General features: G+C 61.9%; 21 protein-coding genes. 9 read left to right on the top strand and 12 right to left on the bottom strand.

What is annotated here, in order from left to right:
- Entirely contained in the window at positions 1-1,005 is a 1,005-nt protein-coding gene (gene moaA, locus CLH61_RS11785; protein ID WP_099614989.1) for a GTP 3',8-cyclase MoaA, read from the top strand.
- A gap of 165 nt (positions 1,006-1,170) precedes the next feature.
- Complete coding sequence (gene ribA, locus CLH61_RS11780; RefSeq protein WP_099614926.1) at positions 1,171-1,785, top strand: GTP cyclohydrolase II; 615 nt, start codon at positions 1,171-1,173, stop codon at positions 1,783-1,785.
- A gap of 32 nt (positions 1,786-1,817) precedes the next feature.
- Here the strand turns inward: ribA and dxs are convergent, their stop codons facing one another.
- The 4 genes from dxs to CLH61_RS11760 form a co-directional block, all read right to left on the bottom strand.
- Entirely contained in the window at positions 1,818-3,752 is a 1,935-nt protein-coding gene (gene dxs, locus CLH61_RS11775; protein ID WP_099614925.1) for a 1-deoxy-D-xylulose-5-phosphate synthase, read from the bottom strand.
- Between the two features lie 135 nt (positions 3,753-3,887).
- Positions 3,888-4,787: a polyprenyl synthetase family protein gene (locus CLH61_RS11770; RefSeq protein ID WP_099614924.1), complete on the bottom strand. Its 900-nt coding sequence runs from the start codon at positions 4,785-4,787 to the stop codon at positions 3,888-3,890.
- Complete coding sequence (locus CLH61_RS11765) at positions 4,787-5,041, bottom strand: exodeoxyribonuclease VII small subunit (protein WP_099614923.1); 255 nt, start codon at positions 5,039-5,041, stop codon at positions 4,787-4,789. The genes CLH61_RS11770 and CLH61_RS11765 overlap by 1 nt, the downstream gene beginning before the upstream one ends.
- A 52-nt stretch (positions 5,042-5,093) precedes the next feature.
- Positions 5,094-5,864: an NRDE family protein gene (locus CLH61_RS11760; protein ID WP_099614922.1), complete on the bottom strand. Its 771-nt coding sequence runs from the start codon at positions 5,862-5,864 to the stop codon at positions 5,094-5,096.
- A gap of 123 nt (positions 5,865-5,987) precedes the next feature.
- On the opposite strand from CLH61_RS11760, the gene CLH61_RS11755 reads away from it, so the two are divergent.
- The 4 genes from CLH61_RS11755 to CLH61_RS11740 all read left to right on the top strand — a co-directional run bounded on the left by CLH61_RS11755 (position 5,988) and on the right by CLH61_RS11740 (position 9,184).
- Complete coding sequence (locus CLH61_RS11755) at positions 5,988-6,785, top strand: sulfite exporter TauE/SafE family protein (RefSeq protein ID WP_099614921.1); 798 nt, start codon at positions 5,988-5,990, stop codon at positions 6,783-6,785.
- A 10-nt stretch (positions 6,786-6,795) separates the two neighbouring features.
- Positions 6,796-7,584 (top strand): prolipoprotein diacylglyceryl transferase, encoded by a 789-nt coding sequence (gene lgt / locus CLH61_RS11750; protein ID WP_099614920.1) that lies wholly within the window; start codon positions 6,796-6,798, stop codon positions 7,582-7,584.
- On the top strand, positions 7,581-8,420 hold the full coding sequence (locus CLH61_RS11745; RefSeq protein WP_099614919.1) for a thymidylate synthase: 840 nt from the start codon (positions 7,581-7,583) through the stop codon (positions 8,418-8,420). Before lgt ends, CLH61_RS11745 begins: the two co-directional genes overlap by 4 nt.
- 248 nt (positions 8,421-8,668) lie before the next feature.
- Positions 8,669-9,184 carry a dihydrofolate reductase gene (locus CLH61_RS11740; RefSeq protein WP_099614918.1) on the top strand — a complete coding sequence of 172 codons (516 nt, stop codon included), beginning with the start codon at positions 8,669-8,671 and terminating at the stop codon, positions 9,182-9,184.
- On the opposite strand, the gene CLH61_RS11735 is transcribed toward CLH61_RS11740, so the two are convergent.
- The 4 genes from CLH61_RS11735 to CLH61_RS11720 all read right to left on the bottom strand — a co-directional run bounded on the left by CLH61_RS11735 (position 9,163) and on the right by CLH61_RS11720 (position 12,589).
- Positions 9,163-10,680 carry a DEAD/DEAH box helicase gene (locus tag CLH61_RS11735; RefSeq protein ID WP_099614917.1) on the bottom strand — a complete coding sequence of 506 codons (1,518 nt, stop codon included), beginning with the start codon at positions 10,678-10,680 and terminating at the stop codon, positions 9,163-9,165. The two genes, CLH61_RS11740 and CLH61_RS11735, sit on opposite strands and share 22 nt — an antisense overlap.
- A gap of 142 nt (positions 10,681-10,822) precedes the next feature.
- Positions 10,823-11,722 carry a haloalkane dehalogenase gene (locus tag CLH61_RS11730; RefSeq protein WP_099614916.1) on the bottom strand — a complete coding sequence of 300 codons (900 nt, stop codon included), beginning with the start codon at positions 11,720-11,722 and terminating at the stop codon, positions 10,823-10,825.
- 124 nt (positions 11,723-11,846) lie between these two features.
- On the bottom strand, positions 11,847-12,095 hold the full coding sequence (locus CLH61_RS11725; protein ID WP_099614915.1) for a hypothetical protein: 249 nt from the start codon (positions 12,093-12,095) through the stop codon (positions 11,847-11,849).
- Between the two features lie 122 nt (positions 12,096-12,217).
- Positions 12,218-12,589 (bottom strand): hypothetical protein, encoded by a 372-nt coding sequence (locus CLH61_RS11720; RefSeq protein WP_099614914.1) that lies wholly within the window; start codon positions 12,587-12,589, stop codon positions 12,218-12,220.
- A gap of 98 nt (positions 12,590-12,687) precedes the next feature.
- Here CLH61_RS11720 and CLH61_RS11715 point away from each other — a divergent pair, with 98 nt between their 5' ends.
- On the top strand, positions 12,688-13,797 hold the full coding sequence (locus CLH61_RS11715) for an AI-2E family transporter (RefSeq protein WP_099614913.1): 1,110 nt from the start codon (positions 12,688-12,690) through the stop codon (positions 13,795-13,797).
- Positions 13,798-13,847: 50 nt separating this feature from the next.
- Here the strand turns inward: CLH61_RS11715 and ilvD are convergent, their stop codons facing one another.
- Complete coding sequence (gene ilvD / locus CLH61_RS11710; protein WP_099614912.1) at positions 13,848-15,683, bottom strand: dihydroxy-acid dehydratase; 1,836 nt, start codon at positions 15,681-15,683, stop codon at positions 13,848-13,850.
- A 151-nt stretch (positions 15,684-15,834) separates the two neighbouring features.
- Between ilvD and CLH61_RS11705 the strand changes: the two genes are divergently transcribed.
- Both CLH61_RS11705 and CLH61_RS11700 read left to right on the top strand, forming a co-directional pair.
- Positions 15,835-17,109, top strand: coding sequence for an HDOD domain-containing protein (locus CLH61_RS11705; protein WP_099614911.1), 1,275 nt, complete (start codon positions 15,835-15,837; stop codon positions 17,107-17,109).
- A gap of 65 nt (positions 17,110-17,174) precedes the next feature.
- Complete coding sequence (locus CLH61_RS11700; RefSeq protein ID WP_099614910.1) at positions 17,175-17,747, top strand: LON peptidase substrate-binding domain-containing protein; 573 nt, start codon at positions 17,175-17,177, stop codon at positions 17,745-17,747.
- 3 nt (positions 17,748-17,750) lie between these two features.
- Here CLH61_RS11700 and CLH61_RS11695 read toward each other — a convergent pair whose 3' ends face one another.
- Genes CLH61_RS11695 through CLH61_RS11685 form a run of 3 tightly spaced genes read right to left on the bottom strand, consistent with a single transcriptional unit; the run spans position 17,751 to position 21,216 of the window.
- Entirely contained in the window at positions 17,751-19,205 is a 1,455-nt protein-coding gene (locus tag CLH61_RS11695; RefSeq protein ID WP_099614909.1) for a bifunctional DedA family/phosphatase PAP2 family protein, read from the bottom strand.
- Positions 19,202-20,200 (bottom strand): GGDEF domain-containing protein, encoded by a 999-nt coding sequence (locus tag CLH61_RS11690; RefSeq protein ID WP_099614908.1) that lies wholly within the window; start codon positions 20,198-20,200, stop codon positions 19,202-19,204. The genes CLH61_RS11695 and CLH61_RS11690 overlap by 4 nt, the downstream gene beginning before the upstream one ends.
- Positions 20,197-21,216 (bottom strand): GGDEF domain-containing protein, encoded by a 1,020-nt coding sequence (locus CLH61_RS11685; protein WP_099614907.1) that lies wholly within the window; start codon positions 21,214-21,216, stop codon positions 20,197-20,199. The genes CLH61_RS11690 and CLH61_RS11685 overlap by 4 nt, the downstream gene beginning before the upstream one ends.
- Positions 21,217-21,293: the final 77 nt, after the last annotated feature.

Genomic DNA, 21,293 nt, shown 5'->3' with positions numbered 1-21,293 from the left:
ATTGCACAACCGTTGGTTGATAACTTTGGGCGCCGGGTCACCTATGTCCGGTTGTCGGTGACCGATCGTTGTGACTTCCGCTGTGTCTATTGTATGTCCGAGGATATGACCTTCCTTCCCAAGAGTGAGGTATTGTCCCTCGAAGAAATGGAAGCGCTGGCCCGTAACCTGGTTGCCTGTGGCGTTACCAAGATCCGGCTGACCGGTGGCGAGCCGTTGGTCAGGCCGGGTGTAGTCGGCCTGGCAAAGCGGCTGAAAGCGCTTCCGGGACTGCGCGAGCTATGCATGACCACGAATGGCGGGCGGCTTCAGGATCTCGCCGAGCCACTGAAGGCCGCAGGTGTGGATCGCCTCAATATCAGCCTGGACAGCCTGGATGAAGGCCGCTTTCATGAGCTCACCAGAACCGGGCGTCTTGGTCGGGTGCTGGCTGGTATTGAGGCGGCGCAGCGCGCCGGCTTCCGCCACACCAAGCTCAATGCCGTCATACTGCGGGGGCGCAATGAGCACGAGGTGTTACCGCTGGTCCGGTTCGCCCTGGCACGTGGTCTGGATCTGAGCTTTATTGAAGAAATGCCACTCGGTGTCATTACCGAGCACGACCGTTCCAGTGCATTCATTGCCAGTGACGAGTTGCGGGAGCTCATTCGTCAGGAGTTTCCACTGGAAGCTGCGAAGGACGATACCGGCGGACCGTCCCGGTATTTCCGGATTCCCGGTCATGACACCCGTATCGGCTTTATCTCCCCGCACAGTCACAACTTCTGTGGCGACTGCAATCGCGTGCGGATCACCACCGAAGGCCGTTTGCTGCTCTGCCTGGGCAACGAGCATTCAGTGGATTTGCGGGCGGTACTCCGTGATGGCCCCCAGGATCAGCAATCGGTCGATCACCGGGTACGTGAGGCGCTGTATGGTGCGATGGCGATCAAGCCGGAAAAACACCACTTCAGTCTCGAAGAAGAGCCGCAGATTCTCCGCTTCATGAATGCCACAGGCGGCTGAACCCCCGCATCCTGCTTCCTGAAATCTGCCTGCCACTGGTTGCCACAGGCCTGTGCGACCCGTACCGCTGTGCGGTCATGACGTCAATCACCGGGTTACACTACGCCATCCGCGAGCCTTCTGGTAAAATGCGCGGCTTACTGAAGTTAACCACGAGGAATCATTGTGGCTGTCCGTTACATCCAGACTTGCCGGTTACCAACACCCTTCGGTGTCTTTGACATGCACGGTTTCGAGGAACCGGACACCGGCAAGGAGCATGTTGCCCTGACGCTTGGAGATCTGGGGAGTGGCGAACCGATGCTGGCACGGACTCATTCCGAGTGTCTGACCGGAGATGCGCTCTACAGCATGCGCTGTGACTGTGGTTATCAGTTGGAGGAGGCGCTGCGCAGTATTGCCCGCGAAGGTCGTGGCATCCTGTTGTATCTGCGACAGGAAGGACGGGGTATCGGGCTGCTGAACAAGATTCGCGCCTATCACCTGCAGGACCAGGGCGCCGACACGGTTGAGGCGAACGAGCAGCTGGGGTTCGCCGCGGACCTGCGCGATTACAGCATGTGCAAGGATATGCTTGGTCACCTCGGTATCAAGAGCCTGCGGCTGATGACCAATAACCCGCGCAAGGTGGCAGCATTGGAGTCACTTGGGATCGAGGTCGCCGAGCGGGTGGCCCTGCATGTCGGCCGCAACCCCCACAACGAAAGCTACCTCAATACCAAGCAGAGCAAGCTGGGGCACTGGCTTGATACCCATCAGGACGACGACCCGACGGTCTGACCGGGTCGCCGGCTGGACGTCTTCCTTCTGACTTAAGGAACGGCCTTCAGGGACTGATGCTGACGCATGCGGTCCAGCCGTTTCTCGATGGCCTGGCGAATACCTCGTGCATCCAGGCCGCACTCCGCCAGCAGTTCCTCGTGCTTACCGTGATCGATGAAGGTGTCAGGCAGCCCCAGCTGTAAAACCGGCTGGGTGATGCCCTCGGCATTGAGGAATTCCGTAACCGCACTGCCTGCGCCGCCGGCAACGGTGTTTTCTTCCAGCGTAACCAGCAGGTCATGTTGCCTGGCCAGTTCCAGTACCAGGGATTTGTCGAGCGGCTTGACGAAGCGCATGTCGGCCACGGTGGCGTCCAGGATCCCTGCGGCTTCCAGGGCCGGGGTCAACAGGGTGCCGAAGTTGAGGATGGCCACGGTTTTGCCGTCACGAACCTGGCGGCCGCGACCGATCGGCAGTGGCCGCAGTTCCTGCTCGATTACCGCGCCCGGACCGGTGCCCCGCGGATAGCGAACCGCCGCCGGGCCGTCAAACAGCATGCCGGTTTGCAGCATCTGGCGGGTTTCGTTTTCATCCGACGGGGTCATGATGACCATGTTGGGGATGCAGCGCAGGTAAGTGATGTCGAAGGCGCCGGCATGGGTCGGCCCGTCCTCGCCCACCAGGCCGGCGCGGTCGATGGCAAACAGCACGTCCAGGTCCTGGATGGCGACATCGTGAACCAGCTGGTCATAGGCCCGTTGCAGGAAGGTCGAATAGATAGCGACCACCGGCTTGGCGCCGTCGCAGGCCAGTCCCGCAGCCAGGGTCACCGCATGCTGTTCGGCTATGGCGACATCAAAATAGCGGTCCGGGAAGCGTTCCGAGAACGCCAGCAGGTCCGAGCCTTCGCACATGGCCGGGGTGATACCCACCACCCGCTCATCCTGGGCGGCACTGTCACATAACCACTGGCCGAATACGTTGGCATATTTCGGTTTCGGCGTTTGTGGCGCCACCGGTTCCGGTTTGCTGGCCGGGACCGGCTCGATCTTGTTGATGGCGTGATATCCGATCGGGTCCGCTTCCGCCGGTGCAAACCCCTTGCCCTTGGTCGTGACCACGTGGAGGAATTGCGGGCCATCGAGCTCGCGGATATTCTCCAGGGTTTCCACCAGCAGCGGCAGGTCGTGGCCGTCAATGGGGCCGATGTAATTGAAGCCCAGTTCCTCGAACAGGGTGCCCGGGGCGATCATGCCCTTGAAGTGTTCTTCCGTCTTGCGGGCCAGCGCCATCAGGTGCGGGGCGGCTTGCAGTACCCGTTTGCTGCTGTCGCGAACCTGGTTGTAGGTGCGGCTGGCCAGCAGCTTGGCAAAGTAATTGGACAGCCCGCCCACGTTGCGGGAGATGGACATGTCGTTGTCGTTGAGGATAACCAGCATGTCGGCATGCAGGTGGCCTGCGTGGTTGAGGGCCTCGAAGGCCATGCCGGCGGTCATCGCGCCATCCCCGATGACGGCAATGCTCTTGCGCCCGGTACCCTGCATCCGCGCGGCGATGGCCATGCCCAGCGCGGCACTGATGGAGGTGCTGGAGTGGCCGACGCCAAAGGTGTCGTATTCGCTTTCGGCGCGCTTGGGGAAGCCGGCAAGGCCGCCCTTGCGGCGAATGGTGTCCATCTGCTCCCGGCGACCGGTGAGGATCTTGTGGGGGTAGGCCTGGTGGCCGACGTCCCAGACCAGGCGATCGCTCGGGGTATTGAAGACATAATGCAGTGCCACGGTCAGCTCCAGCACTCCGAGGCCGGCGCCAAAATGGCCGCCGGTCTGGCTGACGGACCACAGCAGGAAAGCGCGCAGCTCCCTCGCCAGCTGGGGAAGCTGGTCTGCAGACAGCAGACGGAGCTGGTCCGGGGTATCTATCCGGTCCAGCAGCGGCGTGTTCGGCCGTTGTGGCGGGAACTCCCTGAATGTATATGTATCCTGCATCTGCTCGGGTCTTTTCCGGATAGGTGAGCGATAGTTGTGCGAACGGGTATTATACGGGATGAAGGCGGCCTGTTTCACACCCAAAACCGGTGGATTGCCGGATTGAGGTGGGATTGACAGGCCAGCCTGTCGAGCTCAGTGGTTACGCGCCACGATAAAGTCGGCCATGGCGCGCAGAGGATCGGCTTCCGGGCCGAAGCCGCCGAGGCTGATCAGCGCGGTGTCCAGCAGGCGCTGCAGATAGGTCCGCGCGCCGTCAATACCTAGCAGGGCCGGGTAGGTTGGCTTGGCGCGGGCCAGGTCGGAGCCCTGGGGTTTGCCGATAACGGCGGTATCACCCTCAATGTCCAGCAGGTCGTCCTGGACCTGAAAGGCCAGGCCAAGGGCGCCGGCATAGTCGGACAGGCGTGCCAGCTGATCATCCCGGACCCGCTCTGCGGTCAGTGCGCCGAGGCGGACGCTGGACTCGATCAGCGCGCCGGTCTTGGCCCGGTGCATGCGCTCCAGGGCTTCCACCGTCAGGGTCTTGCCCACGGATTCCAGGTCGATTGCCTGGCCGCCCACCATGCCCCGGTGGCCGCTGGCCACCGCCAGCTCCCGGATCATGCCGAGCCGGGTACCCTCACTTAGCCCCGGTGCCTCGGCCAGCCAGCCGAAGGCCATGGTCTGCAGGGCATCCCCCGCCAGGATAGCGGTGGCCTCATCAAAGGCGATGTGAGTAGTCGGTCGCCCGCGCCGCAACTCGTCATCGTCCATCGCCGGCAAGTCGTCGTGGATCAGCGAATAGGCATGAATCAGCTCGACACTGCAGGCCGGCACCACGGCCACCTCGGTGGACTGCCCCAGGGCCTGGGCGGCCCCCAGGCACAGCGCCGGGCGGATGCGCTTGCCGCCGCCAAGGACACTGTACTTCATGGCTTCGAGCAGCCGGGGTGTCGAGGCCACATCAATGGCAAAGCGGGCTTCCAGGGCCTGGTCGATGCGGCCGCGGCAGGTCTCGAGAAAGGCGGTCGCAGCCGTGGTGGATCTGGGCATCAGGCAGTCTCATCCGGATTGAAGGGGCGAGTTGTCAGGCTGCCATCCTGGTTCTGTACCAGTTGCTCCACCCGTTGTTCCGCAGATTTCAGGGCCTGCTGGCAATCCCGGGTCAGTTTGACCCCGCGCTCGAAGGCCGCCAGCGACTGCTCCAGGGAGAGCTCGCCCTGCTCCAGGTCCCTGACCAGTTTTTCAAGTTCGTCCAGGGATTTTTCAAAGTCGGCAATGGATGTCGTGCTGGTCTGGTCGGCCATGCTGGTCGGCCCCTCCGGTTGTGGTGCGGTTTGGCGCGATTATATCAAAGCTTCAGGATTCACGCTGCCAGCTGAACTGTCTTTGCTCGCCAGGGCGGCCAAATGGCAGCCAGGTTTGTTCGGTCACCAGTATCTCTCCGCTGGCGCCTACAGAAACAATGGTGGTGGCGCGGGTGCCATAGGCCTCGCCGCGGATAAAGGGTGACGACAGCATCCGCTCGGTGGCGATATCGACGCCGGTGTCCGGCAGGTCGCGGTCGTCTGCCGGGGTGTCATCCTGCAGTAACCGGATCAGGTCCCGGTGCAGTGCTTGCGGCCCGGCGCCGAGATCCTTGCGCAGCGTGCTGGCAAAGCCGTCCCGCAGGCGCAGCAGTTTTGGCCAGGGGCTTTGCAGCAGGTGGTTGCTCAGACCGTAAACCCCGCGGTGAATATGGCGGCCGGGGTGGGCATCCCGGTTGCTGTAGTACCAGCCGGAGCGGTCAGCCAGGCTGAGCAGGTTGAAACCGGCGTAGTCATGCTGGTGTGCCGGTAACTGCGAGGCAATAGCGTCGGGCCCGGACAGTGCGAGCACCGGCAGCTCGCCCCGGGAGACCCGTCCCGGCTCCGGACTGCCTTCGCGGACGTTGGTCACCGCGGCCACCCGGCCATCCCGGGATACCGCCAGCCAGGTGCCGCCGGAGCTGAGATCGCGGCCGGCGAGCAGATTCTGGTCCGGCCACCAGTCCATGGCCGCCGTCGGCCGCTGGAAGAATTCGTCACGGTTGGCCGCCACGACGAGGGGGTACTCGGGATGCTGGGCAAGGGCGAAGGCTATCAGGCACATGGATTGCTCGCTGGATGATCGGAGAGTGTGGTCACCGCTGCAATATCATCAAGGGCGGTGAAGGGCTGGCCAGTGATGTGTATCATACCAGCCTCGAATTCTTTCTCAGCACGGCGGCATTATATGACCCTCGTATACGTTATTGCATCGTACCTGGCCCTCGGGGCCTTTGCCGGTACCCTGGCCGGATTGTTCGGTATTGGCGGCGGCCTGATTATCGTCCCCGTGTTGATCTTCAGCTTCGGCCTGCAGGGGATCAGTCCGGAAATTGCCGCTCACCTCGCAGTCGGCACCTCGCTGGCGACCATTGTCTTTACCTCCATGAGTTCGATCCGCTCCCACCACCAGCACCAGGCGGTGCGCTGGGATATCTTCCGGCCAATGACAGCGGGAATTGTCGTCGGTGCCCTGCTCGGGGCATGGACTGCCTCATTGCTCAGCGGTCCGACGCTGGAGTTGGTGATTGGCATCTTCGTGATCCTGGTGGCACTCAAGATGCTTTTTGAAGTCAACCCCTCACCCTCACGGGGTGTGCCGGGTACCGCCGGCCTGACGGGTGCCGGGGCCAGTATCGGCTGGGCGTCTGCCATTTTCGGGATTGGCGGCGGTACCCTGACCGTCCCTTACCTGAGCTGGTGCAACGTCAAGATGCAGCAGGCGGTGGGTACCTCCGCGGCCTGCGGCCTGCCCATTGCCATCGCCGGTGCCCTCGGTAATATCTGGACCGGCTGGAGCCACGCCGAGTTGCCCGAACTGAGCTTTGGTTTCATCTATTTGCCGGCGTTTCTGGGCATCATCCTGACCAGCGTACTGTTTGCCAGAGTTGGTGCCAGCCTGGCCCACCGTCTGAACGCCAAACTGCTGAAGCGTGGTTTTGCCGCCATGCTGATCGTGGTGGGGCTACGTTTTCTCCTGAGCTGAGAGGTTATCGATGCTGAAGCATCCGCAGTTTGATCCGGTTGCCATTGCTGTTGGCCCCGTCAAAGTTCACTGGTACGGGCTGACCTACCTGGTCGGCTTTGTGGTGGGCTGGTGGCTTGGCCGTGTCCGTGCCCGCAAGTCCTGGTCGCCCGTTACCGAGGAGCAGGTGGGAGACTTGCTGTTCTATATTGCCCTGGGCGTCATCCTTGGTGGCCGGTTCGGGTACGTACTGTTCTACAACTTTGACACTTTCCTTGCCGACCCGCTGTGGTTGCTGCGGGTATGGGAAGGGGGAATGTCCTTCCACGGTGGTCTCATCGGGGTGATGCTGGCGATGTGGTGGTTTGGGCGCAAGCTGGGACGGGGCTTCTTTGCCATTGCCGATTTCGTTGCCCCGCTGGTGCCGGTGGGATTGGGGGCAGGCCGCATTGGCAACTTCATCAACGGCGAGCTGTGGGGCAAGCCGACCGACGTGTCCTGGGGTATGGTGTTCCCCCAGGCGCCCGATGCCCTGGCCCGTCACCCCTCGCAGCTGTACCAGTTTGCCCTGGAAGGCGTGGTACTGTTTGTCATCCTGTGGTGGTTCTCGGCGAAACCCCGGCCACGCATGGCGGTATCCGGCCTGTTCCTGATTTGCTACGGCCTGTTCCGCTTCCTGGTGGAGTTTGTCCGCCAGCCGGATCCCCAGCTCGGCTACCTGGCCTTTGACTGGCTCACCATGGGACAACTGCTGTCGTTCCCGATGATTCTGGCCGGCGCGGGCCTGATGATCTTTGCTTACCGGAGGCAACCGCAATGAAAGCCTATCTCGACCTGATCAGGGATGTGGTAGACAACGGCCTGGACCGGGGTGACCGCACTGGCGTCGGAACCCGTTCGGTCTTTGGCCGCCAGATCCGTTTTGACCTGCAGGAAGGCTTTCCGCTGGTGACCACCAAGAAAGTCCACTTGCGTAGCATCATCTACGAGCTGCTGTGGTTCCTCAACGGCTCCACCGACAACAACTGGCTGACAGAGCGCAAGGTCTCCATCTGGGACGAATGGGCACTGGACAATGGGGATCTTGGGCCCATTTACGGCAAGCAGTGGCGCAGCTGGCAGTGCCCGGATGGACGGGTCGTGGACCAGATCAGCGAAGTGATCGAGCAGATCCGCAGCAAGCCCAACTCTCGCCGGCTGATTGTCTCGGCGTGGAACCCCGCTGAGTTGCCGGATGAGTCTGTGGGCCCCCAGGATAATGTCCGTCAGGGCCGCATGGCGCTGGCGCCCTGCCATTGCCTGTTCCAGTTTTATGTGGCCGACGGCAAGCTGTCCTGTCAGCTCTATCAACGCAGTGCCGACCTGTTCCTCGGGGTGCCATTCAACATCGCCTCCTACGCCTTGCTGACCCACATGATTGCCCAGCAGTGTGACCTGGGCGTAGGTGAGTTCGTGCATACCTTTGGTGACTGTCACCTGTACCAGAATCACCTCACCGACGACATTGTGTTTGAGCAGCTCCAGCGGCAACCCCGACCGTTGCCGCGGTTGGTGATCAAGCGCAAACCGGCCAGTATTTTCGATTACGAACTGGAAGACTTCGAATTTGAAGGGTATGACCCGCATCCGGTGATCAAGGCGCCCATAGCAATTTAAGTCGGATTAGCAACATCAAAAGTCAGACTGCAAGGGGCGGAACATTCTTTTCAAAACTGTGCGGAGCCATGGGTGAAGAGCGAAAAGCTCTTCACGGGCAGGCCATGGACGGCCTGCACTGGACTCTCTGCGCGACGCAGGAGCGATAAGCGCAGAGGGGCGGAGCTCAAGCGCCACATGGATGTGCTTGAGCGGGTTTTGAAAAGAATGTTCCGTCTCTTGCTAACTCCGTAACGAGAGGATCTGAAATGAGGAAAGCCCTCATCGTCGCGATGGCCCGTAACCGGGTCATCGGCCGTAACAACAAGCTGCCGTGGTATCTGCCAGGGGACCTGCGTTATTTCAAACAGGCGACCATGGGAAAACCCATCATCATGGGCCGCAAAACCTGGGATTCCATCGGCCGGCCGTTGCCGGGGCGGATGAACGTGGTGATCTCCCGCAATACGGGCTGGCAAGCGCCGGCGGGAACCGTCGGGGCCGCGTCATTGCAGGATGCCCTGGTCAAGGCCGAAGCCCAGGCCGAACTGGAAGGTGGGGACGAGGTAATGATTATCGGCGGTGGCCAGATATATGCCGAGGCATTACCTCTGGTGGACCGCATGTACGTCACCCAGGTGCACGCCGAAGTGCAGGGGGATGCGTTTTTTCCGGAAGTGAACTGGGATGAGTGGGAAGAAATCGGACGGGAGGATTTCTCCGCGTCCGATAACAACCCTTACGACTACAGCTTTGTAATCTATCAGCGCTTGGCGTCAGACTGACGGGGCGGGCGTTTGCCGGCAGGCTTGCCGCCTTTGCCAGCCGGCTTACCCTTGAAGCCTTTGCCGGCTCCGGCTTTCGGGCCCTTCTTGAAACCGGGTTTGAAGCCAGGTTTGCCGCCCGGACGTCCGCCTTTGCGGTCACGGGGCGGTGCCGCAGAAACCACCGGCAATGCCTCGGGCTGCTCCAGCGGCAGCGAGCCCGGCTGGGCCGCTTCCATCCACACGGCCAGGGCGCCGGCTACCATGGCCATGTCCATCTCGTTGCGTTCGGCGATCTCGTCCAGCATGGCCATGGCCTTGGCCAGCTTACGGTCCTCGGCAAAGCCCAGCAGCTGGCTTTCGAACTGCTCGATGCGCATTTTCTGCAGATCCGCCGGTGACGGCAGCTCATAGGGCTCCATCGGAGAGTTGGTGGCGCGCTCCAGGGTGCGCAGCCAGCTTCGCTCGCGGGGGGTGACCAGCAGGATCGCCTTGCCATTACGTCCCGCGCGGCCGGTGCGGCCGACCCGGTGGATGTAGGCTTCGGTGTCGTAGGGGACATCGTAGTTGATGACGTGGGTAATGCGGGGCACGTCAAGGCCGCGGGCGGCGACATCGGTTGCAACCACGATGTCCTTTTTACCGCGCTTGAGGTCCTCGACCGTCTGCTCACGCTGACGCTGGTTCAGGTCGCCGTTCAGCGGTGCCACAGCGTGGCCGCGGGCGGACAGCTTCTCAGCCAGCAGCGTGGTTTCCGCCTTGGTGCGCACGAATATGATAGCGGCATCGATCGGCTCGACTTCGAGGATGCGGGTCAGGGCATCCAGTTTGCGCTCGGCATAGACCGGCAGCACGAACTGGGCAATCCGCTCGACCGTGCGGGTTTCACTCTCGATCTTCACTTCCGTTGCGTCGCGCAGATAGGTTTGGGCAACCTTCTTGATCTGCGGGGGCATGGTGGCGGAGAACAGTGCACGCTGGCAGTTCTCGGGCGTCTTGGCGAGGATGGCTTCGACATCGTCGATGAAGCCCATGCGGAGCATTTCATCGGCCTCGTCCAGCACCAGTGCCTTGAGTTTATCCAGCTTCAGGGTGCCCTTGCGCAAGTGGTCGAGCAGGCGGCCCGGTGTGCCGACAATGACCTGCGCACCGCGCCTCAGTCCCTTGATCTGGGGGAAAAAGTCCTGCCCGCCATAAATCGGCAGCACGTGGAAGTTGCGAAACTTGCTGGCATAAGTCGTGAACGCTTCTGCGACCTGGATGGCCAGTTCCCGCGTCGGAGCCAGCACGAGGATCTGCGGATCCATAACCGAGGCATCGACCCGGCTCAGAAGGGGCAGGGCGAAGGCCGCGGTTTTACCGGTACCGGTCTGGGCGACGCCCAGCAAATGGTTACCTTGCAGCAGCGCAGGAATGGACTGGGCCTGGATGGGTGAAGGGGTTTCGTATCCTACGGCGGTGACAGCTTCAAGAACCGCTGGATCCAGGCCAAGGTCGGCAAAAGACAATTCAGACATTAATGTACTCGGTATTCGGAGGGTAGGGCATTGCAGGGCAATGTACGTTGTCGCCCATTATAGCCCAATGCGCGCTGTTTAACACGCAAAGCACCGGCAACATTGGTAGGTAGTTGCCGGTGCGGGGGATGGAGGGCCGGTTTCAGGCGGCCCGGGAAGATTTGCAGGCGTCGATAATGATGCGGGCGAAGTCTTCCGGCGAGTCTTCCTGGAGAAAATGCCCCCCCTGCAGGGTGATGTGGGGCTGGCCGTGGGCGCCGGGGATCCGTCGTTGCATGTGGCGGTCTCCGCCCCGGGTAATCGGATCGCCGCCACTGAAGCAGGTAATAAACGGTTTGCGCCATTTCTCCAGGATACTCCAGGCCGCTTTGTTGGCTGCGCTTGCCGGATCGTCTGCGGTTATCGGTACCAGGCGAGGGAAGGCGCGGGCTCCAGCCTTGAATTCGGGGCCCGGGAAGGGTGCATCATAGGCGGCCAGTTCCGCCTTGCTGAGCGCGCGCTCGGTGCCGAGCTGCACAATGCGCCCGGCCGGGAACCAGGGACTGTAGCTGGCGAACGCTTTCCACAGCGAGAAAACCGCCGGCACCCGGGAGTCGCCGGTGGGCAGCATGCCGTTGCCGACGATGATCCGGCTGAACCGATCGTTATGTTCTGCGGCGAGACGAAGGCCAAGCAGCGAGCCCCAGTTCTGGCACACCAGGGTGGCGTCCTGCAGATCCAGGGCTTTCAGCCAGGAGGCGAGCCAACTCAGATGGCGCTGGTAACTGTAGTCTTCTACCGCGGCCGGTTTGTCGGATTTGCCGAATCCAATCAGGTCGGGAGCCAGCACCCGATGTCCGGCCTTCGCCACTCGCGGAATCATGTGGCGGTACAGATAGGACCAGGACGGTTCGCCGTGCAGCATGACCACCGGGTGGCCATCCTTCGGCCCCTCGTCAACATAGTGCATCCTCAGACCGGGTTCGACCTCAAGGTACGAAGGAGAAAAAGGATAGTCCGGAAGGCCGTTGAAACGGGCCTCATCGGTTCTCAGGATGCGCATGCCATCTACTGCCCTGACAAGTGATGTGTGTGGCCAGTGAAGACATACGGGCCATAACAGTCAGCATAAAGCAGATGGCGGAAAGATGTGTTTCGTTTGCGTAACAGTGCGTTGCGCGATTGATTCAGGACGCGACCTGGAGAAAGCGGTCGGGATTTTCCAGTTTGCCCAGGGCCTCGTCGCAGCAGTTCACCGCACCACAGTCGTCGGCAGAACACAGGCCGATGGTGTCGCATCCGGGGGCGATATCCCACTGGCCGGCGTTACGGAATACCCGGGAGCGGGACAGGGTTGACTGGCAATGGCCGCACAGCAGGGTGGGTACGGCGCTGCCCTGGGCCAGGATGGCGTGGTAGTGATGATTATCGGTCATGGTTTTCCTCCGGTGAAAGTCCAAGGTATGTCCGCGATGTGACAATTAAAAGTCAGGACTCAACTAAAAGGAACCATACGTTACCAATCTGCAATCCGGTTCATCGTATCCGTTACCGGTGGTTAATCTTCGGGGCCCGGCAACGGTCTGCGATTGGAGCGCTTGTCATCCCAGTCCAACTCCTTGGGGTCATACCAGCCCAGGGCGCTGCTGACCTTTTGCCGGGTCGGTCGGGACAGCGTACTCCACAGATCGGCAAACTCCTCAAGCCCTTGTTCACGCTGGCGCAGTTGTTTGCTGCGAAGGCGGTGGATGATCTGGGGTAATTGTAATGCCTGGCCCAGCTGACCGGGCACCCAGACCTCCTGCCCCATCACTTTGCGGCGGTGTTTGCGGGCTGCGAGAACCCGGGTGAGCTCTACGGCAGCTTCAAGGGCAGTCTCGATGGTAAAGTCTGCAGTATCCAAGCGCGGACCTGTTTGTTTGCTGATCATTAACCGTCCACTATACCCTGAAAATCGCTTTTCTGGCCACGGCGGCGTGATAGGCTATCATCCTGCCCGCCGACCTGTTTGAAGCAAGGACTCTGAGTATGTACGAAAAACTGGAAACACGGACTTTCCTGGCGATGCTGGTGGGGGTATCGCTGGCTTTTGTGTTTCTGATGAAGCCCTTTTTCGGGCCGATTTTCTGGGCGATGGCAATTGCGATGATCTTCTATCCGGTTCAGTTGCGGCTGCTTGCCCGGATCGGGCCCCGCCCCAATCTGGTCGCGCTGCTGACCCTGGTGATCTGCCTGGTTATCGTCGTTATTCCGGTGATGGTGCTGGTGTCCTCGCTGATTGCCGAGGGGCTGGGGGTGTATCAGCAGATCCAGAGTGGCCAGATCAAGCCGGGGGAATACATTGACCGGGTGAACAGGTCGTTCCCGGCCATTGAGGCCTTCCTGGCGCAGTTCGACATCAGCGTGACGGAAATCCGCGACCGGATTGCCAATGCCGTTGTCGGCGGCAGCCAGTTTCTGGCCAAGCAGGCCCTCGGGTTTGGTCAGAACACCTTTCAGTTTTTCCTCAGCCTCGCCCTGATGGTGTATCTGGCGTTTTTCCTGTTGCGTGACGGTACCCGCCTGGTGGATCTGCTGATCCACGCCCTGCCGCTTGGCGATGAGCGGGAGCGCCTGCTGTTTGCCAAGTTCGCCGAAGTGACCCGGGCCACCGTCAAGGGGAATCTGTTGATTGCGATTATTCAGGGTGCTCTGGGCGGTTTCATTTTCTGGGTGCTGGATATCAACGCCGCACTGCTCTGGGGGGTGGTAATGGCTATCGTCTCGCTGTTGCCGGCAGTTGGTGCTGCCCTGGTGTGGGTGCCGGCTGCTATCTATCTGGCGGCGACAGGCGAAGTGGTGTCTGCGGTGGTGCTCACTGTTTTTGGGGTGGTAGTGATCGGGCTGGCGGACAATGTGCTGAGACCGATTTTTGTCGGGCGTGACACCAAATTACCCGATTACATCGTGTTGCTGTCTACCCTTGGCGGTATTGTGATGTTCGGCGTCAACGGCTTTGTAATGGGGCCGCTGGTGGCAGCACTGTTCATGGCATTCTGGGGGATCTTTATTCGCGAGTTTGGCCATGCCGCACACCTGGCCAGTGTGGGCGGGGAGCGGGAGGCGACGGATACGCGCGAGGGTAATGAAGGCGGCTGATGCCGCCCCGGAATTGCGGCCCGGTATCCGGATACCGGGCCGCGACGGCTTCAGTCGAGTTTGCTGAGGTCCCGAACTGCACCTTTATCGGCACTGGTGGCCAGCAGGGCATAAGCCTTGAGTGCGGCGGAAACCTTGCGGTCGCGGGGCTGCGCCGGCTTCCAGCCATCCTGGTCGCGCTGTGCACGGCGGCGATCGAGTTCGTGTTGATCCACTTCCACATTGATCGAGCGGTTGGGGATGTCGATACGGATCAGGTCACCATTCTCAATCAGCCCGATGGCACCGCCGGCCGCGGCTTCCGGCGAGGCATGGCCGATGGACAGCCCTGAGGTACCCCCCGAGAACCGGCCGTCGGTCAGCAGCGCGCAGGATTTACCCAGGCCCTTGGACTTCAGGTAGCTGGTCGGGTAGAGCATTTCCTGCATGCCGGGGCCGCCCTTCGGGCCCTCGTAGCGGATGATCACCACTTCACCGGACTTGACGTCGTCGTTAAGGATACCGTGAACGGCGGAGTCCTGGCTCTCAAACACCCGTGCCTTGCCTTCGAACACAAAGATGCTTTCGTCTACCCCGGCGGTTTTCACGACACAGCCGTCCAGCGCGATGTTGCCATACAGCACGGCCAGGCCGCCTTCCGCAGAATAGGCGTGTTCGACTGAGCGGATACAACCGTTCTCGCGGTCACCATCGAGGGATGGCCAGCGGGTACTCTGGCTGAATGCGGTCTGGGTCGGGATTCCCGCCGGCCCGGCCTTGTAGAACTCCACCACCTCCGGGGTCGGAGAGCGCATGATGTCCCAGGTTTCCAGGGCCTCTTTCATGGTCTTGCTGTGAACCGTGGGCAGATCTGCGTTGATCAGGCCGCCGCGCTCAAGTTCGCCCAGGATGCCCATAATGCCGCCGGCGCGGTGGACATCTTCCATGTGATACTTGGGAGAGTTCGGCGCCACCTTGCACAGCTGGGGCACCTTGCGGGACAGTTGATCGATTTCGTTCAGGGTGAAGGGTACGCCACCTTCCTGGGCTGCGGCCAGCAGGTGCAGGATGGTGTTGGTGGAGCCGCCCATGGCAATGTCCATCACCATGGCGTTCTCGAACGCGGCCATGGAGGCAATGCTCAGCGGCAGAACGCTGGCGTCATCCTGTTCGTAGTAGCGGCGGCAGTTTTCCACGATCTGCCGGCCGGCCTTCAGGAACAGCTGCTCCCGGTCGGCGTGGGTGGCCAGCAGCGAGCCGTTGCCCGGCAGGGCCAGGCCAATGGCTTCGGTCAGGCAATTCATCGAATTGGCGGTAAACATGCCGGAGCAGGAGCCGCAGGTCGGGCAGGCGCTGCGCTCGTATTCCTCAACCTGTTCATCGGTGGCGTTCGGGTCGGCCGCGATCACCATCGCATCCACCAGGTCCAGTTTGTGTTCGGACAGCTTGGTTTTGCCGGCTTCCATCGGGCCGCCGGAGACAAAGATGGTGGGGATGTTCAGCCGCATGGCCGCCATCAGCATGCCCGGGGTGATCTTGTCACAGTTGGAAATACACACCAGGGCATCCGCGCAATGGGCGTTTACCATGTATTCCACGGAGTCTGCGATGATTTCCCGCGACGGCAGCGAGTAGAGCATGCCGTCATGGCCCATGGCGATGCCGTCATCAACTGCGATGGTGTTGAATTCCTTGGCCACCCCGCCGGCGGCTTCGATCTCGCGACAGACCAGCTGGCCCAGGTCCTTCAGGTGAACGTGCCCGGGGACGAACTGGGTAAAAGAGTTGGCGACGGCAATGATGGGTTTGCCGAAATCCTCATTCTTCATGCCGGTGGCGCGCCAAAGCGCACGGGCACCAGCCATGTTACGACCTGCGGTGGATGTCCGCGAACGATACTGGGGCATGGGCGTGTGGTCTCTCTCAGTCGGTTCAAACAAAACCAGAGGATAACAGATTCCACGTTGATCGCATGGTTGTTTTGCCCGGTGGCGGTTACAATCCACGGGATCAACTACTCCACAGCTCCCCGCCTGATTGCCCGGAGGAACCCGACATATGGGTGGCCAGGAAAACCTGCCAGTCGATCACCGTCTGCGGCACATGCAGCCGCTGTGCCGCCTTGCCGGGGACCAGCTGGTGCTGCTGGCCAGTCGTGCCGAGCGGCGCCGTTTCGGTGCCGGCCAGAAGGTTGTGGAACGGGGCAGTCGGGACGGGCTCGACTATTTCCTGTTGTCCGGTTCGGTGGACCTCACTGCGGTGGATGGGCGCACCCTGACCATTGCGGCTCAAAGCGATCAGGCCGCCAACGCCATTGCCCGCCTGCAGCCCCGCATGTTTCGGGTAACCGCCCACCAGCCTTGTGAATTCCTGGTTGTCGAGCAGGACGTGCTCAATCAGCTGTTACGGCAGGCGCCGGTGACCCCTGTCAGTTCGCTGTCTACAGCGCACACCGGGCTGCTGAGCCGGGGGGGTGATGAAAGTGAGGAGCACCGTCTGTTGATGGAGTTCTATGGCGATTTGCGGGTCAATCACGTGACGTTGCCGGGGCTTCCGGATGTGGCCTGGAAGGTGCGCCGTGCGGCAGAACGCCAGGAGGTATCCGCGGCCGGCCTGGCGGAGGCCATTGCCGCGGACCCGGCCATGGCTGCCAAGCTGGTCCGGGCCTGTAATGGGCCGCTGTTTCGCGGCTTCGGTGACGTCCGCAGTATTCCGGAGGCCGTCGCCAGGCTGGGTGTGGAAACCACCCGGAAGCTGGTAACCGAATTCGCCATGCGGGAGGTTTTCAGTTCCCGCCACCCGACGGTACAGGCGGCCATGACCAGAACCTGGCATCACGCCCGGGATGTTGCCGCGATCAGCCGGGAGCTGGCCGACCGGTTGCCCGGCGGTAACCCGGAGGAAGCAATGCTGGCGGGCCTGCTTCATGGTTTGGGGGCGGTTCCAGTACTGGTGCGGGCCGAACATCACGTGGAACTGTTTGCAGACCCGGTCAACCTTGACCATGCTATGAAGGAATTGTGTCCCGATATCGGCGCTGCCATTCTCGAACACTGGTCATTCCCCGAGCGGTTTGTCGAGGTGGCGCGCCATGCCGGCAGCTGGGACTACGAGTGCCTGGAGGCGACGCCCCAACTGGTGGATATCGTGATCGTGGCGCGCTTGCATGCCATGGTTGGAACCAATCAGAATGCCGGCTTGCCGCCGTTCGCCCGGGTTCCCGCGTACCGTCGGCTGGGAGGACTGGGACTAAATGCATCCCGTAGTCTCGAATTGCTGACGGCAGCGAGGGCGCGGGTCGATCGTATGCAGCAGGTGCTGTCGATCTATTGAGCGGGGCGATGTTCGGCCGGGGGCTGGCCAGGCCCGGAGTAAGGTATCAGGTGACTGTTCCGACTATGAATGTACCTTTGTTTCCACTGAATTCCATCGTTCTGCCCGGCGGCAGGATTCCACTCCAGCTGTTCGAGCCCCGTTATATCGACATGCTGACCCGTTGTCTCAAGGAAGACCGCGGTTTCGTCGTCGTGTTGTTGCGGGAGGGCCTGGAAACCAGCCAGGCGGCGGCCTTCTACGACATCGGCACCTATGTGCGTATCATCGATTTCCAGCAGCTGGACAACGGGTTACTGGGCATTACCGTTGAGGGACATGCCAAGGTTACGGTGGTCAAGTGCTGGAAGCAGGCGGACGGGCTGAATGTCGGTGATGTGGAGTGCCTGGTTGATGAGGACGAGCTCGATGTGCCTGAAGAATACGCCGAGCTGCCCTCGGTGCTGAAGGCGCTGTTCCGCCACCCGGTGGTCAGGGATCTCAACATGGAAGTGGATTATGACGATGCCCGTGACGTGGGCTGGCGGCTGACCGAACTGCTGCCCCTGGACAAGCAGGAAAAGCAGCGGCTGGTCGAGCTGCAGGACCCCCTTGAGCGACTGGCACGCCTCCATAGCCTGCTGGAGGCCATGGAGTAGAGATCACACGCTGGCGAGTCGATAGGCGATAATCGCATTGTCCCAGTGCAGGGCTATGTAGCTCCCGGCAAATGCCAGCCATGCCAACAGGCCGGTTACGGCCACCGGTTCCAGCGATAGCGGGACCTGGTCATGGCGGCTGTAGCTCGCGCGTACCAGCCCACAGACGGCCAGTCCCAGCGCGACGCCTCCCACCACATCGGTCATCCAGTGTACCCCGAGATAAACCCGGGAAAGCCCCACCAGCACCATCGGAAAGCTGAACACCAGATACACCAGCCAGCGCCGGGCGCTGGGTCGCTCCCGGGCGATAAAGCTCGCGAGCAGGCCCGCCAGGACGGTAATCCCGGCGGCGTGCCCGCTGGGAAACGCGCCGGAGTCGGGCGGGGCGTTGACCAGCGTCGGCCGGTGCACCCCAAAGCCGTACTTGCCGGCCCAGATCAGCCCTGCTGCCAGCGCAAGGGCCAGCAGTACATGCACGGCGGCGGCGTAGTAGCCGCGAAGCCCGAGCACCGCAGCTCCGATCAGCGCACCGGCAACCAGCACCGGCATGTCGCCACTGAGGGTGAAGAAAATCATGGCGGGGTCGAGCAGCGAGTTGCGCAGGGCGGTAAACCAGTCCCGGGTGAGAATGTCGGCGCTGGTGAGCAGGTCTGTCGCCGTGGTCAGAATCGCCCACACAAGGAACAGTGAGCCGGCACCTACCGCCAGGATCAGTGATGGCAGGGGGAACTCACGGTTGCTGGCTGGGCGCTGGCTGGAGTAGAGCCGCCAGATGCGGTGAGCCCGGCTGTAGCCCTCCATGTGCCTTGCCAGTAACCGGTAGAGCCGGCCCTCCGTGCCCAGTCCGAGCTGGAAGCGGAATATCACCAGGTAGACCAGGGTCAGTGCTGCAATGCTGATGCCCAGAATCGGGTAGAAGTGCGGGGGCAGGCGCACGTCGCTGGCCAGTGCGCTGCCCACCAGATAGCCCGGCAGGATGTACACCGGTGCCCAGCCGATGGCGGACAGCAGGTTGAACAGCACGAAGCGTCGCCAGGGCATCAGCAGGGCGCCGGCCACCATCGGAATGACCGGCCGTATCGGGCCGACAAAACGCCCGATCACCACGCTCTTGCCGCCGTGGCGATAGAAAAAGCGCTCGCCCTTGGTAACAAATGACGGGTACCGGCTGAACGGCCAGATGCTGTGCAGCCGGCCCTGAAACATCCGGCCCAGGCCAAAGCTGAGCAGGTCGCCGGCGATGGCCCCCAGCCCTGCCCAGATCAGTGCCTCGAACAGCGGCATGCCGGTCTTGCCGGCAAGGGCCGCCACCGCAAAGATGATGGCGACCCCGGGAATGACAATGCCTGCAATCGCCAGGGACTCCAGGAACGCGACCAGGAACAACGCCGCCGCCAGCCAGCCGGGGTTATCCCCCAGCCATTGGGTCAATAGCTGCAGCCACTCGGGAGTCATGGCTGACGGCTTTCTCCGGTGCTGTACCAGATGGTGTCATGGCCGCGTTTGCGGGCGGTGCCCAGCGCCTGGGCTGCACGCTCTCGTAATTGGGTCGAACGGGTGTCCTGGCGGGTCCGGGTGGTACAACCCAGGCTGATGGTGATTTTGCCGGCGACCGGCCAGCTGTGCTCTGCCACGGTGCGACGAATCCGTTCGGCGATTACCCGCACACCATCTTCCGGCGTGAATGGCAGGATCAGGAAAAATTCACCGGTGCGGAGGGAATACAGGGTATCGCCGGCCCGGATCACGCCGAACAGGTGTTGGGTCAGGGCCCGGCCCAGTGTCTGCATGCCGGTGACACCGTGCAGGTCCTCGGCCTCGTCGGCATAGTCAACGGCCAGCATGATCGCAGATAGCGGGTGACCAGTTGCCTCGCTGCGGCTGATCTCTTTCTGCAGGGTTTCATCAAGGAAGCGGGCGTTGTGGGCGCCGGTGAGGGGATCGGTAATTGCGAGATCTTCCGCGGATTGCGCCATATGGTCGTAATGCCAGATATAGAGTGCGGCCACGCTGGTCAGGATGACCGCTGCGAATGCCGGTGGTAGGGCCTCCACCAGCGGCAGCCGAACCAGCAGGAACAGTGTCAGCCCGGTGGTCAGCGCGAGGGAGAGGGTGATGCCCTGGCGCAGAGGCAGAATGATGAAGTTAAGCACCAGCAAGGGCAGGCACCAGTGACTGATGTATGGGCGGTCCAGGGTGACGACCGCTGCCAGTACCAGGGCATTGACCGCCGCCAGGATCATCAGGTGGCCCGGGGCCCTGAGTTGCTGTCGCCGCGAAACCAGCGTGTAAACGGCCCCGCCGAGGGTCAGCAGGGCAAGCCCTGCGGCGAGGTAAAACAGTTCGTAGAGTCCATACCGCAGGTTCTGGCTCGCCAGCATGACAATAAACAGGGTCGCCAGCAGGTAGCCGGCGAGGTGGGTCCAGGTGCGCAGGCGGGTTTCCGTCATGGTGCCGGATTCCTTGAGGTGGCTGGGCTGCCCGGTTCGGACATGTACGGGCGGGAGCTGAAGGTCTGGATACGGTTGCCGCCTTGTTGCTGGGCACGGCGCAGGGCATTTGCCGCAGACTGCTGCAGGCTGTCGGCGTCATCGCCAATATTCAGGGCCGCAACGCCTGCGCTGACAGTCAGGTCGAGGTCGTGAGAGGCCAGCAATGCCTGCAGGCCCTTGCGAAGGTTCTCTGCAGTCAGGGCCGCATCGTGGGAGTTGGTGCCGGGCAGGATGGCCAGGAACTGCAGGTCTGCCACCCGGTAGTAGGTGTCGAAATCCCGCAGCTGGGAGTGCAGAAAGCGCCCGATGCGGGGCAGGATCGAGCGGATGTCAGCGTCGGGACTGGTGTCGCTGAGGTGGGTGTCCAGACCGATCATCATCACCGCCATGGCGGTGCCTTCACGTTCGCTGCGCTGGATTTCCTTGTGGAGGTCTGCCGACAGGTATTCCCGGCTGGCGGCCTGGGTCAGTTCGTCTGTTCGCCGCAGTGGCGCAAGCTGGCGGGTCTTGTATTCCCGCAGGAAAACCAGCACGCAGGACAACACCACGGTGAGCAGCAGGGCAGCGACAAGCTGGTGCCGTTCCGGTGCGCCGGTCGCCCAGGTGCTGGCCACCATGACTGCTACCACGGTTGTCGCTGTGAGCAGCGCTCCCCAGGCTGCCGGGAGCAGGCCGAAAGCCACCAGAGGCAGGGCATACAGCCAGTGGGTCAGCCCCTGTGGGCCAGACCACAGGCTGGTCAGCAGGATGAGGAAGGTCAGCAGGAGGATTACCTGATTGATGCTCTTCCACGACAGACTGTCTCGTCCCGGCCTGAATGCCGGGCTGCTCCAGATCAGCGCTGCGCCGGCAGCGCCGGCAGCGGCCTCAAGGTAATTCCCGGTGACGGCCATGACCACCGCCACCAGCAACAGGCTCCCGCAACTGATTCTGGCGAAACGGCCAAGCAGGAATTTTTCGGCCAGTTGGGCCATGGTTTCCATCCTTTCCCGGGGGTATCCATTGTATGTGCAGCTGTATAATAAACACTTGAGGTGCGTACTTGAACGGG

Origin of the sequence: Marinobacter profundi (assembly GCF_002744715.1) — a bacterium.
Lineage (GTDB): Bacteria > Pseudomonadota > Gammaproteobacteria > Pseudomonadales > Oleiphilaceae > Marinobacter > Marinobacter profundi.
Note: the sequence above shows the minus strand (reverse complement) of the source record. Positions and strands in the feature narration are given on the sequence as shown.